Annotated in this window: 16 protein-coding genes and 2 pseudogenes; 9 read left to right on the top strand and 9 right to left on the bottom strand. The window is 42.4% G+C overall.

Annotation, left to right across the window (positions count from 1 at the left end; all coding sequences use genetic code 11):
• Positions 1-18 precede the first annotated feature (18 nt).
• On the top strand, positions 19-996 hold the full coding sequence (locus tag V7L05_RS05680; protein WP_335162603.1) for an SDR family NAD(P)-dependent oxidoreductase: 978 nt from the start codon (positions 19-21) through the stop codon (positions 994-996).
• A 462-nt stretch (positions 997-1,458) separates the two neighbouring features.
• On the opposite strand, the gene yhdJ is transcribed toward V7L05_RS05680, so the two are convergent.
• Positions 1,459-2,328, bottom strand: coding sequence for an adenine-specific DNA-methyltransferase (yhdJ, locus tag V7L05_RS05675; protein WP_335162601.1), 870 nt, complete (start codon positions 2,326-2,328; stop codon positions 1,459-1,461).
• Between the two features lie 300 nt (positions 2,329-2,628).
• Between yhdJ and V7L05_RS05670 the strand changes: the two genes are divergently transcribed.
• The 3 genes and pseudogenes from V7L05_RS05670 to V7L05_RS05660 form a co-directional block, all read left to right on the top strand.
• Positions 2,629-4,908, top strand: coding sequence for a cation:proton antiporter domain-containing protein (locus tag V7L05_RS05670; protein WP_335162599.1), 2,280 nt, complete (start codon positions 2,629-2,631; stop codon positions 4,906-4,908).
• 536 nt (positions 4,909-5,444) lie between these two features.
• The gene (locus V7L05_RS05665; protein ID WP_335162597.1) at positions 5,445-6,623 is read left to right on the top strand and encodes a calcium-binding protein; all 1,179 of its coding nucleotides are present in this window, start codon (positions 5,445-5,447) and stop codon (positions 6,621-6,623) included.
• Between the two features lie 502 nt (positions 6,624-7,125).
• Positions 7,126-7,885 (top strand): annotated as a pseudogene (locus V7L05_RS05660) (transposase); the annotation flags it as partial.
• Positions 7,886-8,202: 317 nt separating this feature from the next.
• Here V7L05_RS05660 and V7L05_RS05655 read toward each other — a convergent pair.
• From V7L05_RS05655 to V7L05_RS05640, 4 genes and pseudogenes are all read right to left on the bottom strand, one after another.
• Positions 8,203-9,675: an SIMPL domain-containing protein gene (locus V7L05_RS05655; RefSeq protein ID WP_335162595.1), complete on the bottom strand. Its 1,473-nt coding sequence runs from the start codon at positions 9,673-9,675 to the stop codon at positions 8,203-8,205.
• A gap of 368 nt (positions 9,676-10,043) precedes the next feature.
• Positions 10,044-11,369 (bottom strand): DUF58 domain-containing protein, encoded by a 1,326-nt coding sequence (locus tag V7L05_RS05650; RefSeq protein ID WP_335162593.1) that lies wholly within the window; start codon positions 11,367-11,369, stop codon positions 10,044-10,046.
• Between the two features lie 32 nt (positions 11,370-11,401).
• Positions 11,402-11,497 (bottom strand): annotated as a pseudogene (locus tag V7L05_RS05645) (bacitracin ABC transporter ATP-binding protein); the annotation flags it as partial.
• A 17-nt stretch (positions 11,498-11,514) separates the two neighbouring features.
• On the bottom strand, positions 11,515-12,342 hold the full coding sequence (locus V7L05_RS05640) for a hypothetical protein (RefSeq protein ID WP_335162591.1): 828 nt from the start codon (positions 12,340-12,342) through the stop codon (positions 11,515-11,517).
• Here V7L05_RS05640 and V7L05_RS05635 point away from each other — a divergent pair.
• Entirely contained in the window at positions 12,334-12,525 is a 192-nt protein-coding gene (locus V7L05_RS05635) for a hypothetical protein (protein WP_335162590.1), read from the top strand. The genes V7L05_RS05640 and V7L05_RS05635 overlap by 9 nt on opposite strands.
• A gap of 277 nt (positions 12,526-12,802) precedes the next feature.
• Here the strand turns inward: V7L05_RS05635 and argJ are convergent, their stop codons facing one another.
• The 3 genes from argJ to gatB all read right to left on the bottom strand — a co-directional run bounded on the left by argJ (position 12,803) and on the right by gatB (position 16,168).
• Entirely contained in the window at positions 12,803-14,047 is a 1,245-nt protein-coding gene (gene argJ / locus V7L05_RS05630; protein ID WP_335162588.1) for a bifunctional ornithine acetyltransferase/N-acetylglutamate synthase, read from the bottom strand.
• A 484-nt stretch (positions 14,048-14,531) separates the two neighbouring features.
• Positions 14,532-14,678 (bottom strand): hypothetical protein, encoded by a 147-nt coding sequence (locus tag V7L05_RS05625; RefSeq protein WP_335162586.1) that lies wholly within the window; start codon positions 14,676-14,678, stop codon positions 14,532-14,534.
• A 14-nt stretch (positions 14,679-14,692) separates the two neighbouring features.
• A complete protein-coding gene (gatB, locus tag V7L05_RS05620; RefSeq protein ID WP_335162632.1) occupies positions 14,693-16,168 on the bottom strand; it encodes an Asp-tRNA(Asn)/Glu-tRNA(Gln) amidotransferase subunit GatB in 1,476 nt (491 codons plus the stop codon).
• A gap of 129 nt (positions 16,169-16,297) precedes the next feature.
• Here gatB and V7L05_RS05615 point away from each other — a divergent pair, with 129 nt between their 5' ends.
• From V7L05_RS05615 to V7L05_RS05605, 3 genes are all read left to right on the top strand, one after another.
• Positions 16,298-16,843 carry a DNA topology modulation protein gene (locus tag V7L05_RS05615; protein WP_335162584.1) on the top strand — a complete coding sequence of 182 codons (546 nt, stop codon included), beginning with the start codon at positions 16,298-16,300 and terminating at the stop codon, positions 16,841-16,843.
• 4 nt (positions 16,844-16,847) lie between these two features.
• Positions 16,848-16,988 (top strand): hypothetical protein, encoded by a 141-nt coding sequence (locus V7L05_RS05610; RefSeq protein WP_335162583.1) that lies wholly within the window; start codon positions 16,848-16,850, stop codon positions 16,986-16,988.
• Between the two features lie 697 nt (positions 16,989-17,685).
• Positions 17,686-18,036 carry a hypothetical protein gene (locus V7L05_RS05605; RefSeq protein WP_334945649.1) on the top strand — a complete coding sequence of 117 codons (351 nt, stop codon included), beginning with the start codon at positions 17,686-17,688 and terminating at the stop codon, positions 18,034-18,036.
• A gap of 183 nt (positions 18,037-18,219) precedes the next feature.
• Here V7L05_RS05605 and V7L05_RS05600 read toward each other — a convergent pair whose 3' ends face one another.
• A complete protein-coding gene (locus V7L05_RS05600; RefSeq protein ID WP_335162582.1) occupies positions 18,220-19,230 on the bottom strand; it encodes a cyanophycin synthetase in 1,011 nt (336 codons plus the stop codon).
• Between the two features lie 620 nt (positions 19,231-19,850).
• Here V7L05_RS05600 and V7L05_RS05595 point away from each other — a divergent pair.
• A complete protein-coding gene (locus tag V7L05_RS05595) occupies positions 19,851-20,087 on the top strand; it encodes a hypothetical protein (RefSeq protein ID WP_335162580.1) in 237 nt (78 codons plus the stop codon).
• The last annotated feature ends 287 nt before the right edge of the window (positions 20,088-20,374 follow it).

The raw sequence follows: 20,374 nt of genomic DNA, 5'->3' as shown, positions 1-20,374 counted from the left end.
AGAAAAGCGATCATGAAAATGAAACACCTTGAGGGTAGAGTGGCATTGGTAACAGGTGCTACACGGGGAATTGGTAAAGGAATTGCTATTGGCTTGGCTGAGGCTGGTGCAACTGTCTACGTCACAGGTCGCAGCCTCAACAACTCATCGAGTGATGCAGTTTCAGGGAGTCTTAGTGAAACCCAATCAGCCATAGAGGAAGTTGGTGGTGTGTGCATTCCTGTCCAAGTAGACCACAGCGACGATGAGCAGGTACGTTTATTGTTTGAACGCATCCAAGATGAGCAGAATGGACAACTCGACCTATTGGTGAATAATGCTTACTCAGGAGTTCAGGCAGTAAAAGACGCTTATGGGCAGCCTTTTTGGGATTGTGAACCAAGTCTTTGGGATGCTAGCAACAATGTTGGTCTTCGTAGTCACTATGTTGCGAGTATTTTTGCTGCCCGAATGATGACCAAGCGTAACTCTGGACTAATTTGCACCATTTCCTCATGGGGTAGTATGTCTTATTTTTTTAATATAGCTTATGGTGCTGGTAAAGCAGCTTGCGATCGCCTAGCAGCTGATATGGCTGTTGAGTTAAAACCCTATAATGTCGCTTCTGTTTCCATTTGGCCAGGTATTGTTGGTACTGAGCTTTTTTCCCGTTTTGCTTCCCAAATGAATCAAACCAATGCTACCCAAAAGAATAACTCATTCATCAGCGATCGCTACAACTGGGAAACTCCCTTATTAACTGGACGGGTGATTGCTGCACTTGCTTGTCAGCCAAATCTCATGCGCCGTACAGGACGTGTGCAGATTGTTGCCGAACTAGCCAAGCAATATGGAATTGTAGATGAAAATGGCGTTCGACCCGCATCGTTACGCTCTTTGCGTTTTGTGTTGCCGGCTGTACTACCTGTACTGAGAAAGTATTCATGGCTCATACCTGATATTAAAGTGCCGTGGTCACTGCTGCTACTGAGTGCCCTTAGCTCGCCTAAGATTTAATTGTCTTTAACTTGGGCGATTAACTAGAGTGGCACTAGCTTGGTCTACAGGCATGAATATAACTTCGTTAATGCAGAAATCTTATAAAACATCCTTACCAAGTTCTAGATAGCGTAGTGGTTTGCAAATCCTCCTCGTGACTTAGACCCTCGATTGGCAGCTATTATCTTAATATTTAGGTACTGCAATAACTCACTAAAGTTCAAAACTCTATCTCCCTGGTTGGTAAAATGATAATTTATACCATTTCTTTGTGAAGCTGCGCCAAACCCTTTTAACTTCTTTCTTTCTTTCATTCATTCTTTCTTTCTTTCTTTCTTTCTTTCTTTCTTTGTGTCCTTTGCGTCCTTTGCGGTTCGTTTTTATTTCTTGTACTTAAAATATGGTTTAGTGCATCTTTATACAGAATTGCTATTAGAATCTCAAGGATTTATTTTGTGAATTTATGCTCTACTATCGGCATCAAAAAACTTCCCCTGTATGGGCGTTGATTTTTTGCCCATTTTTGTTTGTTATACTATTGTTCTTTTGCGGAGATAATAACTTTTCTCCTTTGTATTCTTTGCATCCAAGAACACGTCTAAGACCAATTTTCAGATATTCTTCTTGAGATTCTATACTAATAGAAATCCGCCCTAAACGTTTTGCCACAGCAGCAGATGTAAAGGTTCCGGCGAATGGATCAAGCACAATACTACCCCGATCGCTACTTGCAAGAATAATTCTCTCTAGTAATGATTCGGGTTTTTGTGAGGGATGATTTTCATATTCTTCCATTCGATATCTCACACGAGGAAAGTACCATACATTCCCAGGTACTTTTTCTGTATTGTATTGGCTTGGAACGGGTTTTCTGTAATCAATCAACTTCCTCTTTGCGCCTGTTTTTGCTTCTATTTTAATATCACTTGAGTTGAAAATATAATTGCTTTTGTCTTTAACACAGTGAAGTATTGGCTCATACATTGAGCCGAAGTATTTTGTTGCTTGAACTCCAGAACTATCGTAATGCCAGACAATTCGGCTAAGAATTACTATTTTCTGCCTTAAGTAAAGGTCAAAGTATGGCATCGCTTGAGTGCTTGTCATCACATATAAAGTTCCATTTGGCTTCAATATCCGCAGACATTCATCAAGCAACTTATATGCCCACTTCGCGTACTCCTCCTCAGATTCCCATTTGTCGTAGAAATTTGAAAACCGTTTTCCGATGTTGTAGGGGGGATCGATAAAAACAATATCTACAGATTCAGAGGAAATCTCACTAGACAAAATATGTAGGGCATCGCCATGAAATATAGTATGTCCCTCGTCTTCATATCGTTCAAACATGACCATTTATCTGAAAACAAGCTGTAGCCTTAACTTTACACCGATTATTCATACTGCAATCAGCCACCGAATTAGTTATTATATTGATGATTTCCGCATACAGTATAAGTCAGAGGGATTGGATAGGCGATCGCTAAGTACAGCATTTCATTAATTCGTAGCGAATTCCCTGCGTGCCTCTGCGCCCCTATCCTGGGGATCGCTCCGCGCCTTTGCGTTTAAATTTTAACCCTCAATTGCCTTGAAATCATAAAACTTTGTATCCTGAATTAATAGGTCTTAATAGTTCTTTTAAAACTGGTGCAAGAAGATTTTAGGTTAATTGTTGATTTAGTTTTAGTTCTAGGCGTTGCAGCCTGTGGCGGACTGTTGGCGGCACTTTTGCGACAACCCGTACTGCTAGGATATCTGATTGGCGGGATAGTCATTGGACCAGCCGGACTGGGACTGATTAAAGAAATTATTCAAGTAGAGACTCTGGCACAGTTCGGGGTCGCCTTTTTGTTATTCGCCTTGGGTGTAGAATTTTCCTTTGCGGAACTCAAGAAAGTCAAAGCGATCGCTCTTGGCGGCGGTGGACTCCAGATTGCTTTGACAATTTTGGTAACAGTTGTGGTCTGCGGGTTAACCGGAGCCTGGGGAACTTTACCTGCTAAGGGGATGTTTTTGGGGTGTATTCTGTCCTTGTCTTCCACAGCCGTTGTCCTCAAGTGCTTGATGGAAGACAACGAAACAGAAACACCTCACGGGCAAGTGATGCTGGGTATTTTGGTAGTACAGGACTTGGCACTAGGACTGATGTTAGCAGTCTTACCAGCCCTCAACCAGCCAGCAGAAACCATTGGTATCGCCGTACTAACAGCCCTAGCTTTGATTGGTTTATTTGCTGCTGGGGCAGTAGCTGTGGGGATTTGGCTGATACCGCCTTTGTTGCGACTGTTAGCCCGTACCGAAAGTAAAGAACTATTTTTATTAGGGGTTGTAGCCCTATGTTTGGGCATTGCCTTGCTGACAGAGCATTTGGGGCTGTCGATTGAAATGGGGGCATTTGTCGCAGGTTTGATGATTTCTGAGGTGGAATACGCCGATCAAACCCTGACTTATGTCGAACCACTGCGAGATATTTTTGCCAGTTTATTTTTTGCTGCCATTGGGATGTTAATTGACCCAGTGTTTTTGTGGAACAACCTAGAATTAATTTTAGGGTTGGTGGCACTAGTTTTCGTCGGTAAATTTTTGATTATCACGCCTCTAGTGAAACTATTCCGCTACCCTTTGAAAACAGCCATCATCACCGGTTTAGGACTGGCGCAAATTGGGGAATTTTCATTTGTTCTCGCTAGTGAAGGGCAGTCTTTGGGGCTGGTGTCCCGCCAAATATACTTATTAATTTTGGGAACCACCGCAGTCACACTCATGCTTACCCCATTTGTGCTGCGGTTAGTGCCATTTTTATTTAACTTTGCCGAATCAATGCCCTGGTTGAAACCGTATTTAGAAGAACAAGAGGCGCGGGATGTATCAGAAGATTTGCCCTTCAAAGACCATGTGGTAGTCTGCGGCTATGGGCGAGTCGGCAAAAATTTAGTGAAATTGTTGCTGCAACACGACCTACCTGTGGTAGTAATCGACCAATCAGAAAGTAGAATTCAGCAGTTGCGTGAGGCTGGGGTGTCTTATGTCTATGGCAATTGCGTGAGTTTACACGTTCTGGAAACTGCCGGGGTGAATCATGCCAAAGGAATGGCGATCGCACTTCCAGACCCCATGAGTACTCGTCTTTGCTTAAAACGCGCTTTAGAATTGCGCCCAGAATTAGATTTGGTTGTCCGTGCTACCCAGGATAAAAACATTGAGGTGCTGTATCAATTGGGAGCCAGAGAAGTTGTGCAACCAGAGTTTGAAGCCAGCTTAGAAATGGCAACCTATTTATTAACTGGTTTAGGCTTGTTGTCGCCAGCTGACGTCCAACGCGAAATGCAGCAAATCCGCAACGATCATTATTTAGAATTGCGGCCAGAACGTTCTGCGACTGAAGTTGCCCATGATTTGCGCCAAGCAACCCGCGATTTAAATCAGCGCTGGTATCCTTTACCATCTGCTTCGCCCCTAATTGGGATGAGCATAGAAGAAGCAGATATGCGCTACTTAACAGGAGCGAGTTTGATGGCAATTCGCCGCGCTAACGGGGATGAAATCGATTATCCCAATAATAAAACCAAATTGGAAGATGGCGATCGCTTACTAGTAGTGGGAGCAGATGAAGAACTAGCAGCTTTAGCAGAATTCGCCAAGGGACAAGCTGCTGTTCCCGGAGAAAATAGTGCTTGTCAGTGGATTACAGTTAATCCAGATGCGCCAACGCTAGGTAAAACCCTTGCAGATTTAGATATCGGCAAGCAATTTGGAGTACAGGTACAGGCGATCCGGCGAGATGGTAAGTTTATCCGCTATCCTGATGGCGGCATGGACTTGCGAGTTAGCGACCAAGTATTGTTATGCGGTAGCTTGACAGGTCTGAGTCAACTAGAACTCACATTCGGCACCTTCAACTATCCCACCGGAAAAAATAGTACATAATAACTATGAAACGAATAGGCTGTTATCGGATTATTTAGAATAGATAGCATTAACTTGGAAGTAGTGGCTCCAAGGATATTGAAGTTAATTGATCAATACAAGTGTTCTTGGCTCAGTCTGGTCATGTCTGCGTTCGTAATTTTGATAACCTATAGCGGTTCTCTTTATTCCTTCTCAACTAAAAAAATATGAAGATTATACAAAGATCAGTACTTTTAGATACATTTGCCGGCAAATAATGTGAAGAATATGCAAAGATGTTTCCTCAAATATAGACATCTAAGTAAATTAGGATGTAATTAATCATTGTGGGGTTATTTAGATGTTACCTATTTTCCAGTTAAACACCCACGGGCAAGAGCCCACAAGGAGGACTTAACAATTAAAAATTAAAGACATTTTCCGACGCAGCGAAAAGTGTTGACATGAAAGTATGCTGAAAAGGTTAACTTTCCCCAGATTATTAGTGCTATAAAACAGCACTAACAGCAACTTGATGAAGTTACTGAAAAAATTGATTTAGGTAAGTAAAAGTTATGGCAAATATCATTGGCACTAATGGTAATGATACCCTACTGGGTAGTAACGGTGCAGACAAAATCGACGGTAAGAGTGGCAACGACTTGCTACGAGGTGGTGCGGGGAATGATACTCTCATTGGTGGTGCAGGTAATAATACCATCTACGGTGGTATTGGTGACGATTACTTGAGCGCTAACAGTTCAACAGGCAAGAATCTGCTCTCTGGGGATGATGGCAATGATTCTCTCTCCGTCTCTGGCTACTACAGCTTCACATACCCAGACGACGAGTACGACTCTCGCTCGTCTGCCAATAACACCCTCAACGGTGGTGCAGGTCAGGATACCTTGAGTGCTAGCGGTTCAAAAGGCAATAACTTGCTTTCTGGGAACGATGGCAATGATTCTCTCTCCATCTCTGGCTACTACAAAGGAAATGACTATGACTTCCAGGACTCTCGCTCGTCTGGCAATAACACCCTCAACGGTGGCGCTGGTAACGATACCTTGAGTGCTGGCGGTTCAACAGGCAATAACCTGCTCAATGGTGGCGATGACAATGATTATATCTCCATCTCTGGCTACTACAGCTACACTCCTGGAGACGAACACGACCCCCGCAACGTCTCCACCACATACGACTCTCGCTCCACTGGCAAGAACACCCTCAACGGTGGTGCAGGTAACGATACCTTGAGTGCTAGCGGTTCAACAGGCAATAACCTACTCTTTGGTGGCGATGGCAATGATTCTCTCTTTGCCTCTGGTGCCACTGGTAATAACACCCTTGATGGTGGCAATGGCAATGATATCCTCATAGGTGGGAATGGCAATGATATCCTCATAGGTGGTCTTGGTAATGATACCCTCTATGGAGGATCTGGGACTGATACCTTTGTTTTCAAGAGTTACAAGGAAGGTGTTGATCGTCTTTATGACTTCAAGGCTACTAATGAATTGATTCAGGTATCGGCTGCTGGTTTTGGTGGTGGGTTATCAATCGGTTCACTTAAGACAAACCAGTTTACCCTCGGAACTTCTGCAACGTCAAGCAATCAACGATTTATATATGACAATATTACAGGTGGACTGTATTTTGACCAAGATGGCAGTGGGGGTGCATTTACTCAGGTAAAATTTGCCCAATTATCTGCTGGATTGTCACTAACCAAAAACAATTTTGTGGTTGTTTAATCGGAATTAGAGTTTTCCATCACTAAGCGGCACGGATTGCGAGGTGCTGAAAATAGCACCTCGCATTGGATTATTCAATACAATTAGTGTTAACTGAGATAGTTAGATAAGTCTTACGTAAAAGCCTTTTCATCGGGTGAATATTTGAGAAATATTACTGATCCTCAAGGGTGACATATAAAGGATGCCGAAAACTTCAAATTTCGGTGAGTTCTTTGCGATCGTAAGTAGCACAAACAGCAGTTTCAAAACTGAAGTTATATCATGTCCGCCAAATTACCCATAATAAAAGAACCCCACCCCCAACCCCTCGCCGCCGGCGGAGAGGGGAGCTAAAGCACAGCTTTGGCGGGGTGGGGTTCCGGGTATTATGCTTAATTGCCCGGACATGATATTACTGAAAAAATCGGGGTTATTCGGTTACTTTTATGGAGAATTAATACTAAAATGCCAGTTTAATAAACTGCGTAATCGAAAATTGCTAAAGTTACGAAAGCCATATCCAAGTCTTTTAATTAACTTGAGAAAATATCAACCAGGAATGATACTTATAGATGCTGGATATGGCAAGAATACATCGTTCTTATTGGAGTTAGAGAAGAGACAATTAAAGTACTTAGGAGGATTAGCCAAAAATCGAAAAGTAACTATTAGCATACCAGAAAATGTTCAACAAACAATGAGGCTAGATGAACTAGCACAAAGCTTGTCCAAAGAGACTTTTACAAAAGTTGAACTCAACGTAAGATTTGCCTAGAACAGTATGGGTAGTAACAAGAGTTGTAGAGATATCACAACTGAAAGGGAAGCGAAATATTGCTATCGTTATGAATGCTGAGACTTTCTCCGAAGCCACTGATATTGACTATTTTATCACCAATGTCTCCACATCAATTGTTTCAGCAGACTGGGTAGTTAATACCTATTCTCAAAGAAATTGGGTGGAAGTTTTTTACAGAGAAGCCAAGGGCTGGCTAGGGCTAAAAGAATATCAAGTTCGAGATAAAAGGAGTCTACTTCGACATTTTATCTTAGTTTTTTGTGCATATACTTTTATTCTTTGGCATCAGATGACTGGTGGCTTGAGACGAAGATGGGCTTCTAAACCTTTGAACACTTTTACTGAAGCTTTAGAAGCCTTTAGAACGGCTATGTCTGATCGATTTTTTGTTCGCGTAGCGTGTGCTTTGCACATATGGTTGACCCATAATCGCGACGTATTTGCCGCTTATAAAGCTAGTTTGGGCTACATTTGGGCTTAATTTTTGTTTAAGTCCCACTAGTGCGTGATTGGATTGAACAGCACAAGGATGAAATAATCAGCCATAATGCTAAGTTCGGCATGGAGAACAGAAAAGACCCCAGTAACCCTGCTAGCTATGCGAACAAAGGGAAAGACACAGATAAAATTCTGTTGCTAATAAATGAAGAATTCCTTAGTGATGAAGGCTTTAAGGCGGGGAGAAACTAAAACGGCGTTATTGGGCTGAATGCTTTACTGTAGAAGCAATTTGTGTGATGTCGGGAAAGGTATATTTTTTTATTTGGAAGTCCCTTATGACAGTTGCGTAAGTCCTGATTAAGCAGATCGCTGCAATCCATTAAGAGCTAGATCGAGAGTACCTGCTGAATTTGGAGAATAAGCGATATCTAGAGAAACACTACCTTCTATCGTCTGAGTGCCACCAATTAAAGGAGTTCTAGTACCTGTTGCAAAAGCTTTATCTGCTACATTAAACACCAAAGGAGATGGGCTAGGATTGTCAGCTGAGTTAATATTAATGTCAATAATCTTTCCTGGGGTTAACTTCAAGGTATTAAAAACAGCCTGAGCCTGAGCTTGGGCGTCTTTAACCGCTTCGCTAAGAACCTGCAAACGTGCCTGCTGCAATGCTTGGTCTGAGGGAGTGAAGCTTATATTCTGTATTAGATTCGCGCCTGCTTGGATAGCTGTGTCAATTGCTGCCCCTGCTCGAGCCGTTGGTAACTCAAACTGAAGTGTGTTGAGTTCTGTAAAGCCAGTTAGGGTTTGAGTATCATTATAGACGGGATTTAGTTGAATAGATGTAGTTTGAAGTTGTTGCGCCCCAAGCTTTTGCAGCACATCAACTACTGCTGTTGAACGTTGAGCAGTTTTTTCTTGAACTTCGGTTGCGGTTTTTCCGTCTACTTGAATCCCCAATTGCACCTCAGTTAAAGTAGTGGGAACGGTGACTTCTCCTTGACCAGTAACTTTCAATATCTGAGCAGTGTTTGGATTAGTTCTACCAGTCAGGGGATCGACGATGGCAGGAGCCGGCTTACTCGCACCTGTGAGATTATGAGTAGCCGAAGCGAGAGTAGCTGCTGAATTTGGAGAATAACCGATATCTAGAGAAACACTACCTTCTATCGTCTGAGGACTACCAATTATAGGAGTTGTAGCAATTATTGCAGAGTTCTTTGTTGCATTAAACACCAAAGGAGATGGGCTAGGATTGTCAGCTGAGTTAATATTAATGTCAATAATCTTTCCTGGGGTTAACTTCAAGGTATTAAAAACAGCCTGAGCCTGAGCTTGGGCGTCTTTAACCGCTTCGCTAAGAACCTGCAAACGTGCCTGCTGCAATGCTTGGTCTGAGGGAGTGAAGCTTATATTCTGTATTAGATTCGCGCCTGCTTGGATAGCTGTGTCAATTGCTGCCCCTGCTCGAGCCGTTGGTAACTCAAACTGAAGTGTGTTGAGTTCTGTAAAGCCAGTTAGGGTTTGAGTATCATTATAGACGGGATTTAGTTGAATAGATGTAGTTTGAAGTTGTTGCGCCCCAAGCTTTTGCAGCACATCAACTACTGCTGTTGAACGTTGAGCAGTTTTTTCTTGAACTTCGGTTTCGGTTTTTCCGTCTACTTGAATCCCCAATTGCACCTTAGTTAAAGTAGTGGGAACGGTGACTTCTCCTTGACCAGTAACGTTCAATATCTGAGCAGTGTTTGGATTAGTGCTACCAGTCAGGGGATCGACGATGGCAGGAGCCTTCCCACTCACAACTGTAAGATTATTTGTGTTAGCCATCTTATTCTCCTTGCTTAAATGATGTTTGAAACCTGTTGATGTTTTAATCTAACAGGATGTCTCAAAAGTTAAGAAAGCTCACTCAAGCGTATCCTGCCAGTAGAAAAAATACTTAAGTATGACAGCGTTACGAGAGCCATGAATCCACCGTACCATATTACGTAACAATTTCGTCGAACTTAAGAGGGTCATAATTGTAGCAATTAAGCCGGAAAAAAGACGGTATGAACTGAATCTTGCGATTGAGACGGTTGGTGAGAACTAAAGCTTGATAGCGAGAGTCTGACATATTAGAAAGTACAGCTTCCACGTATTTATCAGGTAGTGGGTGAGTCTTATTCAGGCAAGATTTCATCTATGCAACGCCGCTAAAGTTGATTTCGCGCTTTGAGTTGCAGATATCGCTCAACTAACTGATCGGCAATTTGATTTGCTGGTGCATCTAGTACCAATACACCTTTTTGTTTCAGCTGGGCAAATGCTACTTGTCGTTGCATTAATAAATCGAGTGCCACTGCACGGGCATAAGCATCTGTAACATCATCTGTGAAGGTGTGTGCCAAACGATCAACTTGCGGATCTCGCAGAGTCACGCAAAATGGGAGATAGCGGGGTGCTAGCTTGGAGAGTGCGGCCAGGAGTTCTGTAGAAGCTGTGACATCAACTAAGTCGGTAATCACGACTACAAGCGCCCTGCGAGTTTGACGCTGCAAAACATTTGTCACCGCCCCCAAATAATCAGATTCAAATAATACTGGTTGAATTGGAGTTAGGCGATCAATTAGCTGATTCAAATGATGTTGACCGCGTTCTGGGGGAATCCACGTATGCATCTGGCGGTCAAATACACCAACTCCCACGCGATCGCCTCGATGTAATCCCGCCAATGCTAAGGATAAAGTTGCATTCATTCCCCAGTCAAATCTCTGCAAACTCTGCACTTTTGCTGTCATCAACCGGCCACGATCAAGCAAGATAAGTAATGTTTGTTCCTGTTCTGGTTCCAAAACCCGCACCAGTGGCATTGCATTACTATAGGCCCCAACCCGACGGGCGGTAGCTTTCCAATCAATAAACCGCAAATCGTCACCAGTGCGATAGTTCCGCAGTTCGGCAAATTCTGTACCAATACCAGTTTTGCGAGATTGGCGCATTGATCCCGATGATTGCAGTGTCAGACGAATTGTGAGCGATCGCAATCCCAGTAAATCAGGATAAACTTTCACTCGCACACTTTGGGTAATTTGCCAATCATCCCAAGCTAATCCCCAAATTCCCAACTGTCGAACTTGAATATTTCCCCAAGGAAACTCCCCTCGTTGCGTCGGTTTGACGGTATACTTCAATTCCTGGGTGCTGTTACTAGGAATAATCGCCCGGAGTGCGGATGCAGATATGCCAAACCCTGTTGGGTAGTAATCGCAGATTTCAATTAAAGCGTTGGCATTTGGTGATGTTACTTTTAGCACCACTGGATTATCCCGCCCAATCGATAATCGTGAGGGTAATTCGCGGCTAATTTGCACGCGAGAACGCCGCACCTGCAAACCATCTACAATCATCAATCCGAGAACGATCGCATCAAATAGCAAAGTGATAGCGATCGCTGCTTTAATGTTGATAAAAAGGCATAGGATCAGGGTGATCGCTATACCCAAAATCAACAATAAATAAACTCGTCTGGAAGGAACCATTTTTGAGAGTCAGAACTTAGGAGAAGATTAGCTTAACCTATATCATCATGGGCAAAGCGGTTAAAGAGGAAGTCTAGGGCATAGTTACGCAGTTGGTAGTATTGCGGATCTTCCATGATGCGGCTGCGAGCCTCTTGCAGACGAGCTATGCACCGTGGGTTCCAGCACCAGGAATAAACCCCGTCTCTTTAAGCAGCAGCCGTAGTTCTGAGTGACGAAGTTTCGTGTCCTTGTTGTTATTTTCCCACATATCAGAAAAGAAGTCTTGCATCAGTGCAATGATGCTGCGGTACTTGACGATGCTGGCAACATAGAACTTATCTAACTTCATGACTCCATCAGCATGTATCTGCTCGATGTTGTCGAGTAATATAGACCGCAGTTCATAAGGTTTTAAGCCTTCTTTTATGCCATATTTTTCCATAATCCTGCGTTTATCGTTCTCCGAACATAAATCATACGACGCTCGAATCAGATGACCAAGATTCCGCAGGATTTCTCCGTAGTCATAAAATGTATTCTGCTTAAAAAAAGACTCTTCATCTTTCGTCAACGTAAAACTCTTGTCAAGTACCAAACCAAAATCGGTCAAATATGTGCGCTTGCCGTCGGTGAGAATGTTACGAAAATGTGCATCAAAGTGGATGATTCCCTTCGTCCTCAAAAAGGTAATCGTCGTGCGTAAGTCATCCAGGGGTTTCTGAAGTTTGTTGGGGTTTAAGAGCAGCCATGTTTCCAGAACATGTGGTATGTACTCTAGAAACAGAACTAACTCATAGTTGGCGTTTGCTCTATCTAACATATAATTCCCAGCGTTGGTACTATTGCCCCAGTACTCCACATAAGCTTTTAGACGCTCCATATTCACATCCACACGCCGCCCGTCCAAGGGAATAATCCGATAATGGTACATCAGTGGGAAGGTGGCAATTACCCCCGACAATACCCAGTTGGTTGTCTTGATATGAGTCACGAGTTCCCGGAAGACCCCAAAACCAGTGGAACCGAAGCCGTAATTACAGTAAGTCGGCAGATCATAGAGGTTTCTGGTAGAGAACAGGTTGTCAAATTCGATGTTTGTAACCGGAACACGTTTCACAAAAACCTTGGATTCCCCAAGGACGATGGCGTGATTCATCCCCCAACCCGTGCTTGATTCATTCGACTCACTATTGTCAAACAGAGAACGCAATTGTGTATTATCCAACTGAGCGATTTGTGAACTGAGCTTGAAGTACCTCTTCCTTCTAAGTTCTATATGCTTTTTAGCCATTTTCCCCGTCCAGCCACAGCATGAGAAACCCTAAGACTATTTTGAGTATTTTAACTAATTGACAAAAACCGTTTTACCTTGGCCTCCTACGCATGGTAAACCATTGGCTTGCAGTACCTGTAAATGAGATTTTAATGTCTCAACCTAGCAAACAGTTGGTTCAAGTAGTGTATTCGGCGTTAATCCTCACGTAGTCGTAACTCAAATCACAACCCCAAGCTTTACCTGAACCATAACCATTGCCAACATTAACGGAGATTAACACCGTATCCTGTTGGAGATAAGCACCCCCTGCTGCTTTTTTCAAATAAGCACTCGCTGCTGCACGGTCAAATTGCAGAGGTTGACCATTTTCCAACATTAAAAAATTCCCTAGCTTAATTTGCAGGTTTTCTTGCTCAAAGGGTACACCTGCACGTCCGGCGGCGGCGGCGATGCGTCCCCAGTTGGGGTCACGTCCAAAGATTGCAGATTTAACTAAGGATGAACCAGCAATGGTTTTGGCTATTTGCCTAGCTGAGAGTTCATCATGAGCGCCTGTCACTTCCACTTCAATTAGACAGGTTGCGCCTTCACCATCACGAGCGATCGCTTTGGCTAAATGCTGACAAACTGCTGTTAACATCGCCTCTAATTTCTCTGCTTCTGCGCCCCATTCTGTAATTGCTGGAGTGCGAGATTGACCATTTGCCAAGGCAATTAAGCTGTCATTGGTGCTAGTATCACCATCCACGGTGATGGAATTAAAGCTTCTATCAGCCGCCCTTGCTAACATTTGCTGCCAAAGGTGAGGCGAAACCACAGCATCACAAGTCACAAATGCCAGCATGGTTGCCATGTTGGGATGTATCATACCGGAACCTTTGGCAATGCCACCAATTCGTACCGGGCGTTCGCCTAGAGTTGTCTCTAGGGCAATGGATTTTGTTACCAAGTCTGTAGTGATAATCGCTCCGGCGGCGGCATCTGAGCCTGTTTCTGAGAGTGCTGCTACTACCTTGGGAATCCCGCTTCGCAAAGCATCCATCTTAATTCTTTGACCAATCACGCCAGTGGAAGCCAATAACACAGATTCAGACGAGATGTTCAATGCTTGGGCTACTGCCATAGCAGATTCTAAAGCATCAAGGTAGCCTTGAGTCCCTGTGGCGGCATTTGCTTGTCCGGCGTTGCAGAGGATGGCGCGAGCGCTATGTTTAGCTTGCAAGCGTTGGCGACAATATTCTACACAGGCAGCTTTAACTTGGCTGGTGGTAAATACACCAGCTGCGATCGCTTCCACCTCTGAGAATATCAAAGCTAAATCTGGCAACCCCGAAGGTTTCAACCCTGCGGTAATTCCCGCCGCCTGATACCCCCTTGGTGCTGTGATGCCACCTGTTATTTTTTGCCAATCTGCTGCCATTATTCTTCCTTATAACTATCAGGTTGGATAGGTCAATTTGTGCTTTCCAAAAGTGCTGAGTTAGGAGTTAGGAGAGACGCGATTAATCGCGTCTGTACAGGAGTTATTAGTTTCGCTCTACTTCCCCTGTTTCCCAGTCCCTTTTATTGTGAGTTTATTTGCTGATGGCAATAATAATGCACTAGTTGGCCATTGGCATAATTGTTTTTACCTTTCTTATGACGAAAGACAAAAGCAAAAAACGATAGCCACTTGGGTCGGTTTCCAGATCATCAGCGTGCATTTACTTAGTAGGCTCTATAATTTATAATCTAAGGATTAATACTTATTTTAGAGGAAATATTTTTAATAATATTATGAAGTTAACCGTAAATACCACAAAAATCAAATAAAAAAGAGAGCTACTTAGGCAGCTCTCCAGATCATCAGGGTGCATCTACTTACCACAGCATATCATTTTAGGTATGCGGGTTATCACCATTTCTTATATGAAGATTCTGTGAAGAAATACCGGGAAATACTGACTTGGGGCATTGGGCATTGGGCATTGGACAACTGTCAACTGTACACTCCCTGCTCCCTCATCTCCCTCATCTCCCTCATCTCCCTCATCCCCCCTGCCCTTCTGCATCCCACAAAGTTGTACTAGGCATCCAATTTTTTCTCCACTAATTCGTTAGTCAGCTTAGGATCAGCACGTTTGCCTGTCTTTTTCAGAACTTGTCCGACAAAGAAGCCTTTGAGGTTGGTGTTACCGTTGCGATACTTTTCTAGTTCTTTGGGATTGGCGGCTATGACTTCATCAATGAGCGGTTCCAATATACTAGGATCGGTGATTAACTCTTGACCGGCAAAGGCTTTCTCAGGAGAAATACCACTAAGCAAGTCTGGCAACTTTTCTTTAGCTTGAGCATTGCTAATTTTGCCAGTTTCAATGCGAGTGATAATCTCTGCTAAATTGCTGGGAGTCAGGGCGATTTCAGTAATACTGAGTTTTTGCTTATTGAGGTGTGCTGCAATATCTTGAGTAATCCAGTTTGCAGCAGCTTTGGGATTTGCTCCAGATGCGATCGCAGTTTCAAAATATTCGGCTACTGGATGATCTTCTGTCAACACTCGCGCATCATAAGCCGAAAGCCCCAACTCACTTTCATAATGATGGCGTTTTTGGGCTGGTAGTTCTGGTAATTCGCTGCGCCACTTCTCTAATTGTTCATTTGTCACTTCAATTGGTGCTAAATCTGGTTCGGGGAAATAGCGGTAATCGCTAGAACCTTCCTTCACCCGCATACTACTTGTGCGTTGAGCGCCTTCTTCCCACAGACGAGTTTCTTGGATAATGCTCGCGCCTGCTTCGATGGCGGCAATTTGGCGCTCAATTTCGTAGTCAATCGCCCGTTGGATGGCGCTGAAGGAGTTCATGTTTTTAATTTCTACCTTGGTGCCAAACTGCTCTCGTCCCACTGGACGCACAGAAATGTTGACATCGCAGCGCAGAGATCCTTCTTGCATATTGCCGTCACTCACGCCGAGATAGCGCACAATCCGGCGCAACTCTTCGGCATATTCAGCAGCTTCTAATCCCGAACGCAGATCAGGTTCCGAGACAATTTCCACTAAAGGTATGCCTGCGCGATTGTAGTCTACCAGAGAATAGGAAGAACCGGAGAGGCGATCGCTGCCTGCATGTACCAATTTTCCCGCATCTTCCTCCATGTGCAGACGTGTGATGCCAATGCGTTTGCGAGTCGGGTTCCCCTCAGCATCTACCAACTCAATTTCTAACCAACCATGTTCTGCGATCGGTAGATCATATTGAGAAATTTGGTAATTTTTGGGTAAATCGGGATAAAAATACTGTTTACGGTCAAATTTGCTATATTTAGCGATTTGACAATTTAGTGCCAAACCAGCTTTTACGGCGTATTCTAATACTTTTTCATTGAGTACAGGTAAGACCCCAGGTAAACCCATACAAACCGGGTCAATGTTAGTATTGGGGTCAGCACCGAATGCCGTAGAGCTATTAGAGAAAATCTTGGTGTTGGTACTTAGCTGACAATGGGTTTCTAGACCAATAATCGCTTCATACTCAGTTTTTACAGTCGTAGCAGTGGTCATAATATCAATATTTGGGCATAATCCTTGTAGTTGTACTATTGTAGCGGCGTATTGAGTTGCCCTGAAGACGGTTATTTGGGTGAGCAATGCTTACCCTTTTGAGCTTGAAAAGGGAGATGCAAACCAAAGGTGAAGAAAATCTTAATCATTGGTTCTGGGGGTGCTGGTAAATCTACCCTAGCCCGCGAACTCGGAACCATCTTAGGCTTAGAAGTGATTCACTTGGATGCTTGGTACTGGAATCCTGGCTGGGTTGAGACTCCAAAAGCTGAATGGCAAAACATAATTCAAGACTTAACACTACGAGAATCTTGGATTATGGATGGTAACTATGGCAGTACTCTCGACGTTCGTTTGTCGGTTGCAGATACGGTAATTTTTTTGGATTTTCACCGTCTTTTATGTTTGTCGAGAGTGATTAAACGTCGCTTCATGTATGCTGGACAATCTAGACCTGATATGGCATCAGATTGTCGTGAAAGATTGAACTGGGAATTTATCAAGTATATATGGTCATACCCAATTACTCGTCGTCCTGGAATTCTCGAAAAGCTTAGTCTACTAACACCAAACCAGCAAGTTATTATTCTTTGCGAACCAACAGAAGCCAGAGATTTTTTACAAAATATTTATAATCAGGTATTAAATGGACAAATTAGTTCAGGGAACAACTAAGATTATGATTGATGTCAAAACAGCAGTAAATGCTGCCTATGAATACATAAAATCCATGCAAGACATGATGGGTTCTTCATTAGGAGATTTGAGACTTGAAGAAGTCGAACTTTCTGAGGACAAAAGCTTCTGGTTGATTACTTAGGGTTTGATATTCCTAAAAAACCTCCTAAAAGTCGATTGGAAGACTTAATTCCTACCTCTCTTGCTTCTACCCCTGTGTTGTATGAACGAGAATATAAACTTTTTAAGGTAAATTCTCAAACTGGCGAAGTAGAAGCAATGAAAATTAGACAAGAAAGTATATAGTAATCCTATCTGAGTTGTAAAAATTACTTTTTAATCGAACCACAGAGGCGCAGAGAAGCCAGTGCGTTGGGCGGCGAGCCACTCTTGTTGCACCTGGTGTCGGGTTCCCCGATTTGTTCGCGCAGCGTCTCCCCTTGGGAGAAGCAACTGGCGCAACACAGAGAGAAGAATCAACAGAAATTTTCACAAATGATTTAGGACTGCTATAGGACTCCTATTTGATTTTTGAACAAATTAAGTACTAATTGAAAAGGCTTATTCCCTACTCCCAGCCTACGCAAGTCAGTTCAATAATCAAAGTGGATTACTATATATACACCACTTAATTAATGTCTTAAACTCTTTAATAATAAATCAAACTATTAACAAAGATTAGCACTCTCGGCTTGTTAGTGCTAATTTTTGGCTGAGGGTTAATGCCTATGATATAGACCAAAACTATACTTTTTCTAGATGCTTTAGTTACTTGTCAGGTATTATATTAGAAAAAACTCAAGCTTTCCTGTAAGTAATTTAAAACTGGGAGTACTAGCATGAAATACACTTTTGATATTGTAGGCGTATCTCCACTTTTACAGTTTTTCAATCATCAACAGCAAAATGGGCAAAAACCACCCCACCAAGGCGTGGAATACTTGGGAATGCATACGTGTACACTAGATACGTTTATAGAATCAGTGGAATCAGTTCCAACAAAGTGGGGTTGGAATCTAGATCAAGTCGTAGATACCGTGATTCAGTTTTGGTTGAACAACTCAGACAGTATTCGTTATTGGAAAGTACGTTTAAGTGATGCTGGTAAGGATAATTTACTAGTCACAAGATTGGCAGATATGACTGCCTTACAAGCTGAATTTGAATCCCTACTAGATAAGGAGTGGTGAAGAGATATAGGTACAGCTTAACCTCACCTCGATAAAGCTGTGCTTTATCTTCCCTCTCCTTATTAAGGAGAGGGGTTGGGGGTGAGGTTTTGATATGTACTTCATGTACCTGGGAACCGCTATAGGTAGAATTGAAAAAGAATTGAGGAGCGGAGCAACTTCTACTCCGCCAAAGCGTCAAAATCAATGCTTTTCTCTGTGATTCTCATTTTCAAGTGCTTTGAGAACTTTGAGATATAAATTTTCTACTCTCTTGGTCTGAACTTCACCAAATGATGCATAGTGAGTTAAGCTAGGAGCGCCATTTACTTCAATGATCGTATAATCTCCCATTGGTGATGTTATATCATTAGTAAGAATATCCACACCTGCTAATCTCAATTCCATATCTTTTGTAATACTTACGGCTAATTTTTGGAAATCAGGATGGATATTTTCAGTAAAGTCTATTGCCTCGCCTCCAGTCGATAAATTTGCATTGTCTAAAAGATAAACTATATTATTATTGGGTATAACACTATTAAAATTTAGCTTCCGTCTTCGCAAGTTTTTGTTGATTCTGTAATCTTCAAAATCTATAATTTCTTTTCTCCCATTTTTGATAAAAGTTTCCTGTTTCTGTTGCATAAGTTCCAAAACATTAGATTGACCATCTCCTATTATAAATAGAGGAATTCTTTGATATGCCGAAACTACTTCATCGTCAAGTACTACAATTCTATAGTCATTGCCACTATAAAATCGCTCAACAATAAATCCTGATGTTTTTTGCAAGATTTTCTTGGCTGCTTGATAGTATTCTTGCTTGTTGTGAACCTTTGTAACAAATACTCCTTGACTGAGATTAATCGGCTTGACAATTACGGGAAATCCCAACTCTTTAGCATAATAGAATCCTGCATCTATATTCCTGGAATTAGCTATTTCTTCGCATAATTCTTCACTAAAAAATGTTTTCCCTTCAGTAACCTTATAGCCAAATTCATTCAGAAAAAAGCTCGAAACCCCTTTGTCTTTAGCTATTGCTACTGAACCAGAAGAATTAATACTAAACCTGCTAGTACGAAAAAAGCTTTTATTGCCGTTTTTAAAGGTAATCAGTCCCACAAAGGTGCATTCTGGGTCTAATAAAACTACTGCTCCTATTTCCTCTGCTACTTTTTGAATTATTGATGTTACAAATGGTGTTTCCATGATCATAACTCTAATTTTACGGAAAAATATTAACTATTTTATGGCAGTTAGTCAAGACATTTTAACTTAAACAGTTGCACTATGTATTTTGCCTAAAACTATAGTAAAAAGATCAGAAAACTTCATTTTTTAATATCTAAAGAAACTCGGAATCTTTCAGTATTCTAAACTAACTATAAAAAACGTAAATGCCCACAAGATGGCTTTAGCATAGGCGTGTAGTCCGCCGCGCTGTACTAGAGAAAATAGAGTGTATCCGCGCCTGATTAATCCTACGCACGTTATCTGAGTTTTCAATAGTAAGTTTTCAGACATTGATGTTTAACTTTACCACTGATACGGATTTCACTTATGTATGTAAAGGAAAATTATACGAACAATATAATTGCAAACTTCTGCTTGAGCATTGTTGTGTCCTGGAAACAATTGCAAATGAAGGCTTTGAGATTCATAGGTATCTGAAAGTTCCAACTTAGTTGGTCTAAAATATAGCGCTAAGTGTTGACAATCTAAAAATAATCGAATAACAAGGTGGCAGCAGCATAAAAAAAAGCGTTAGTGCATTTCTACTCAGAAACTAATTAACGCCCTTCATGAAATTTCATACGGATAAGATAATTATGCCAGAAAATACGGATAACAAAGCTTCCAAATCAGACAGTCAGCCTATTGCCTATAAAGAACGCCTCAATTCTTGGGCGATCGCTCGTCTACTTCCTAATACGCAACGGGAGATTGTTGCACGCTTCCGCAGCCGTTCTGATGCCGATGGCTATATGCGTCACCTTCCTCAGGAAATACCAAATGCTTCCTACATGGTTGTTTTTGATTGTCAACGCCAAGAAGCTGTGATTTAAAGTACAAGCAGAGGCAGTAGACCTTCGATGAAAATTAGGACTTAGGCGGGATTTATTCAGACGCTCTCTACCAGGCGTTGCGCGTAGCTTCTTGTTTCACCGTAGGGGTACGCAGACTCGCTAGCACTGCGCTATCCGCCAGTTTGACTCCAATTCATGCTGAATTCTGACGACTAGTGATGACGACATCTCAAGAGAAGGGGCGCTTAAGGCTCAACTTGCCTATAGGCGCTCGCTTACCGCAATCTTAGGTTCAATCCTTTCCACCGTTGGTCTTGCGGATTTTC

The sequence above is a fragment of the Nostoc sp. genome (genome assembly GCF_036917755.1).
Taxonomy (GTDB): Bacteria; Cyanobacteriota; Cyanobacteriia; order Cyanobacteriales; family Nostocaceae; genus Nostoc.
This window is presented reverse-complemented; position numbering and strand designations above follow the sequence as displayed.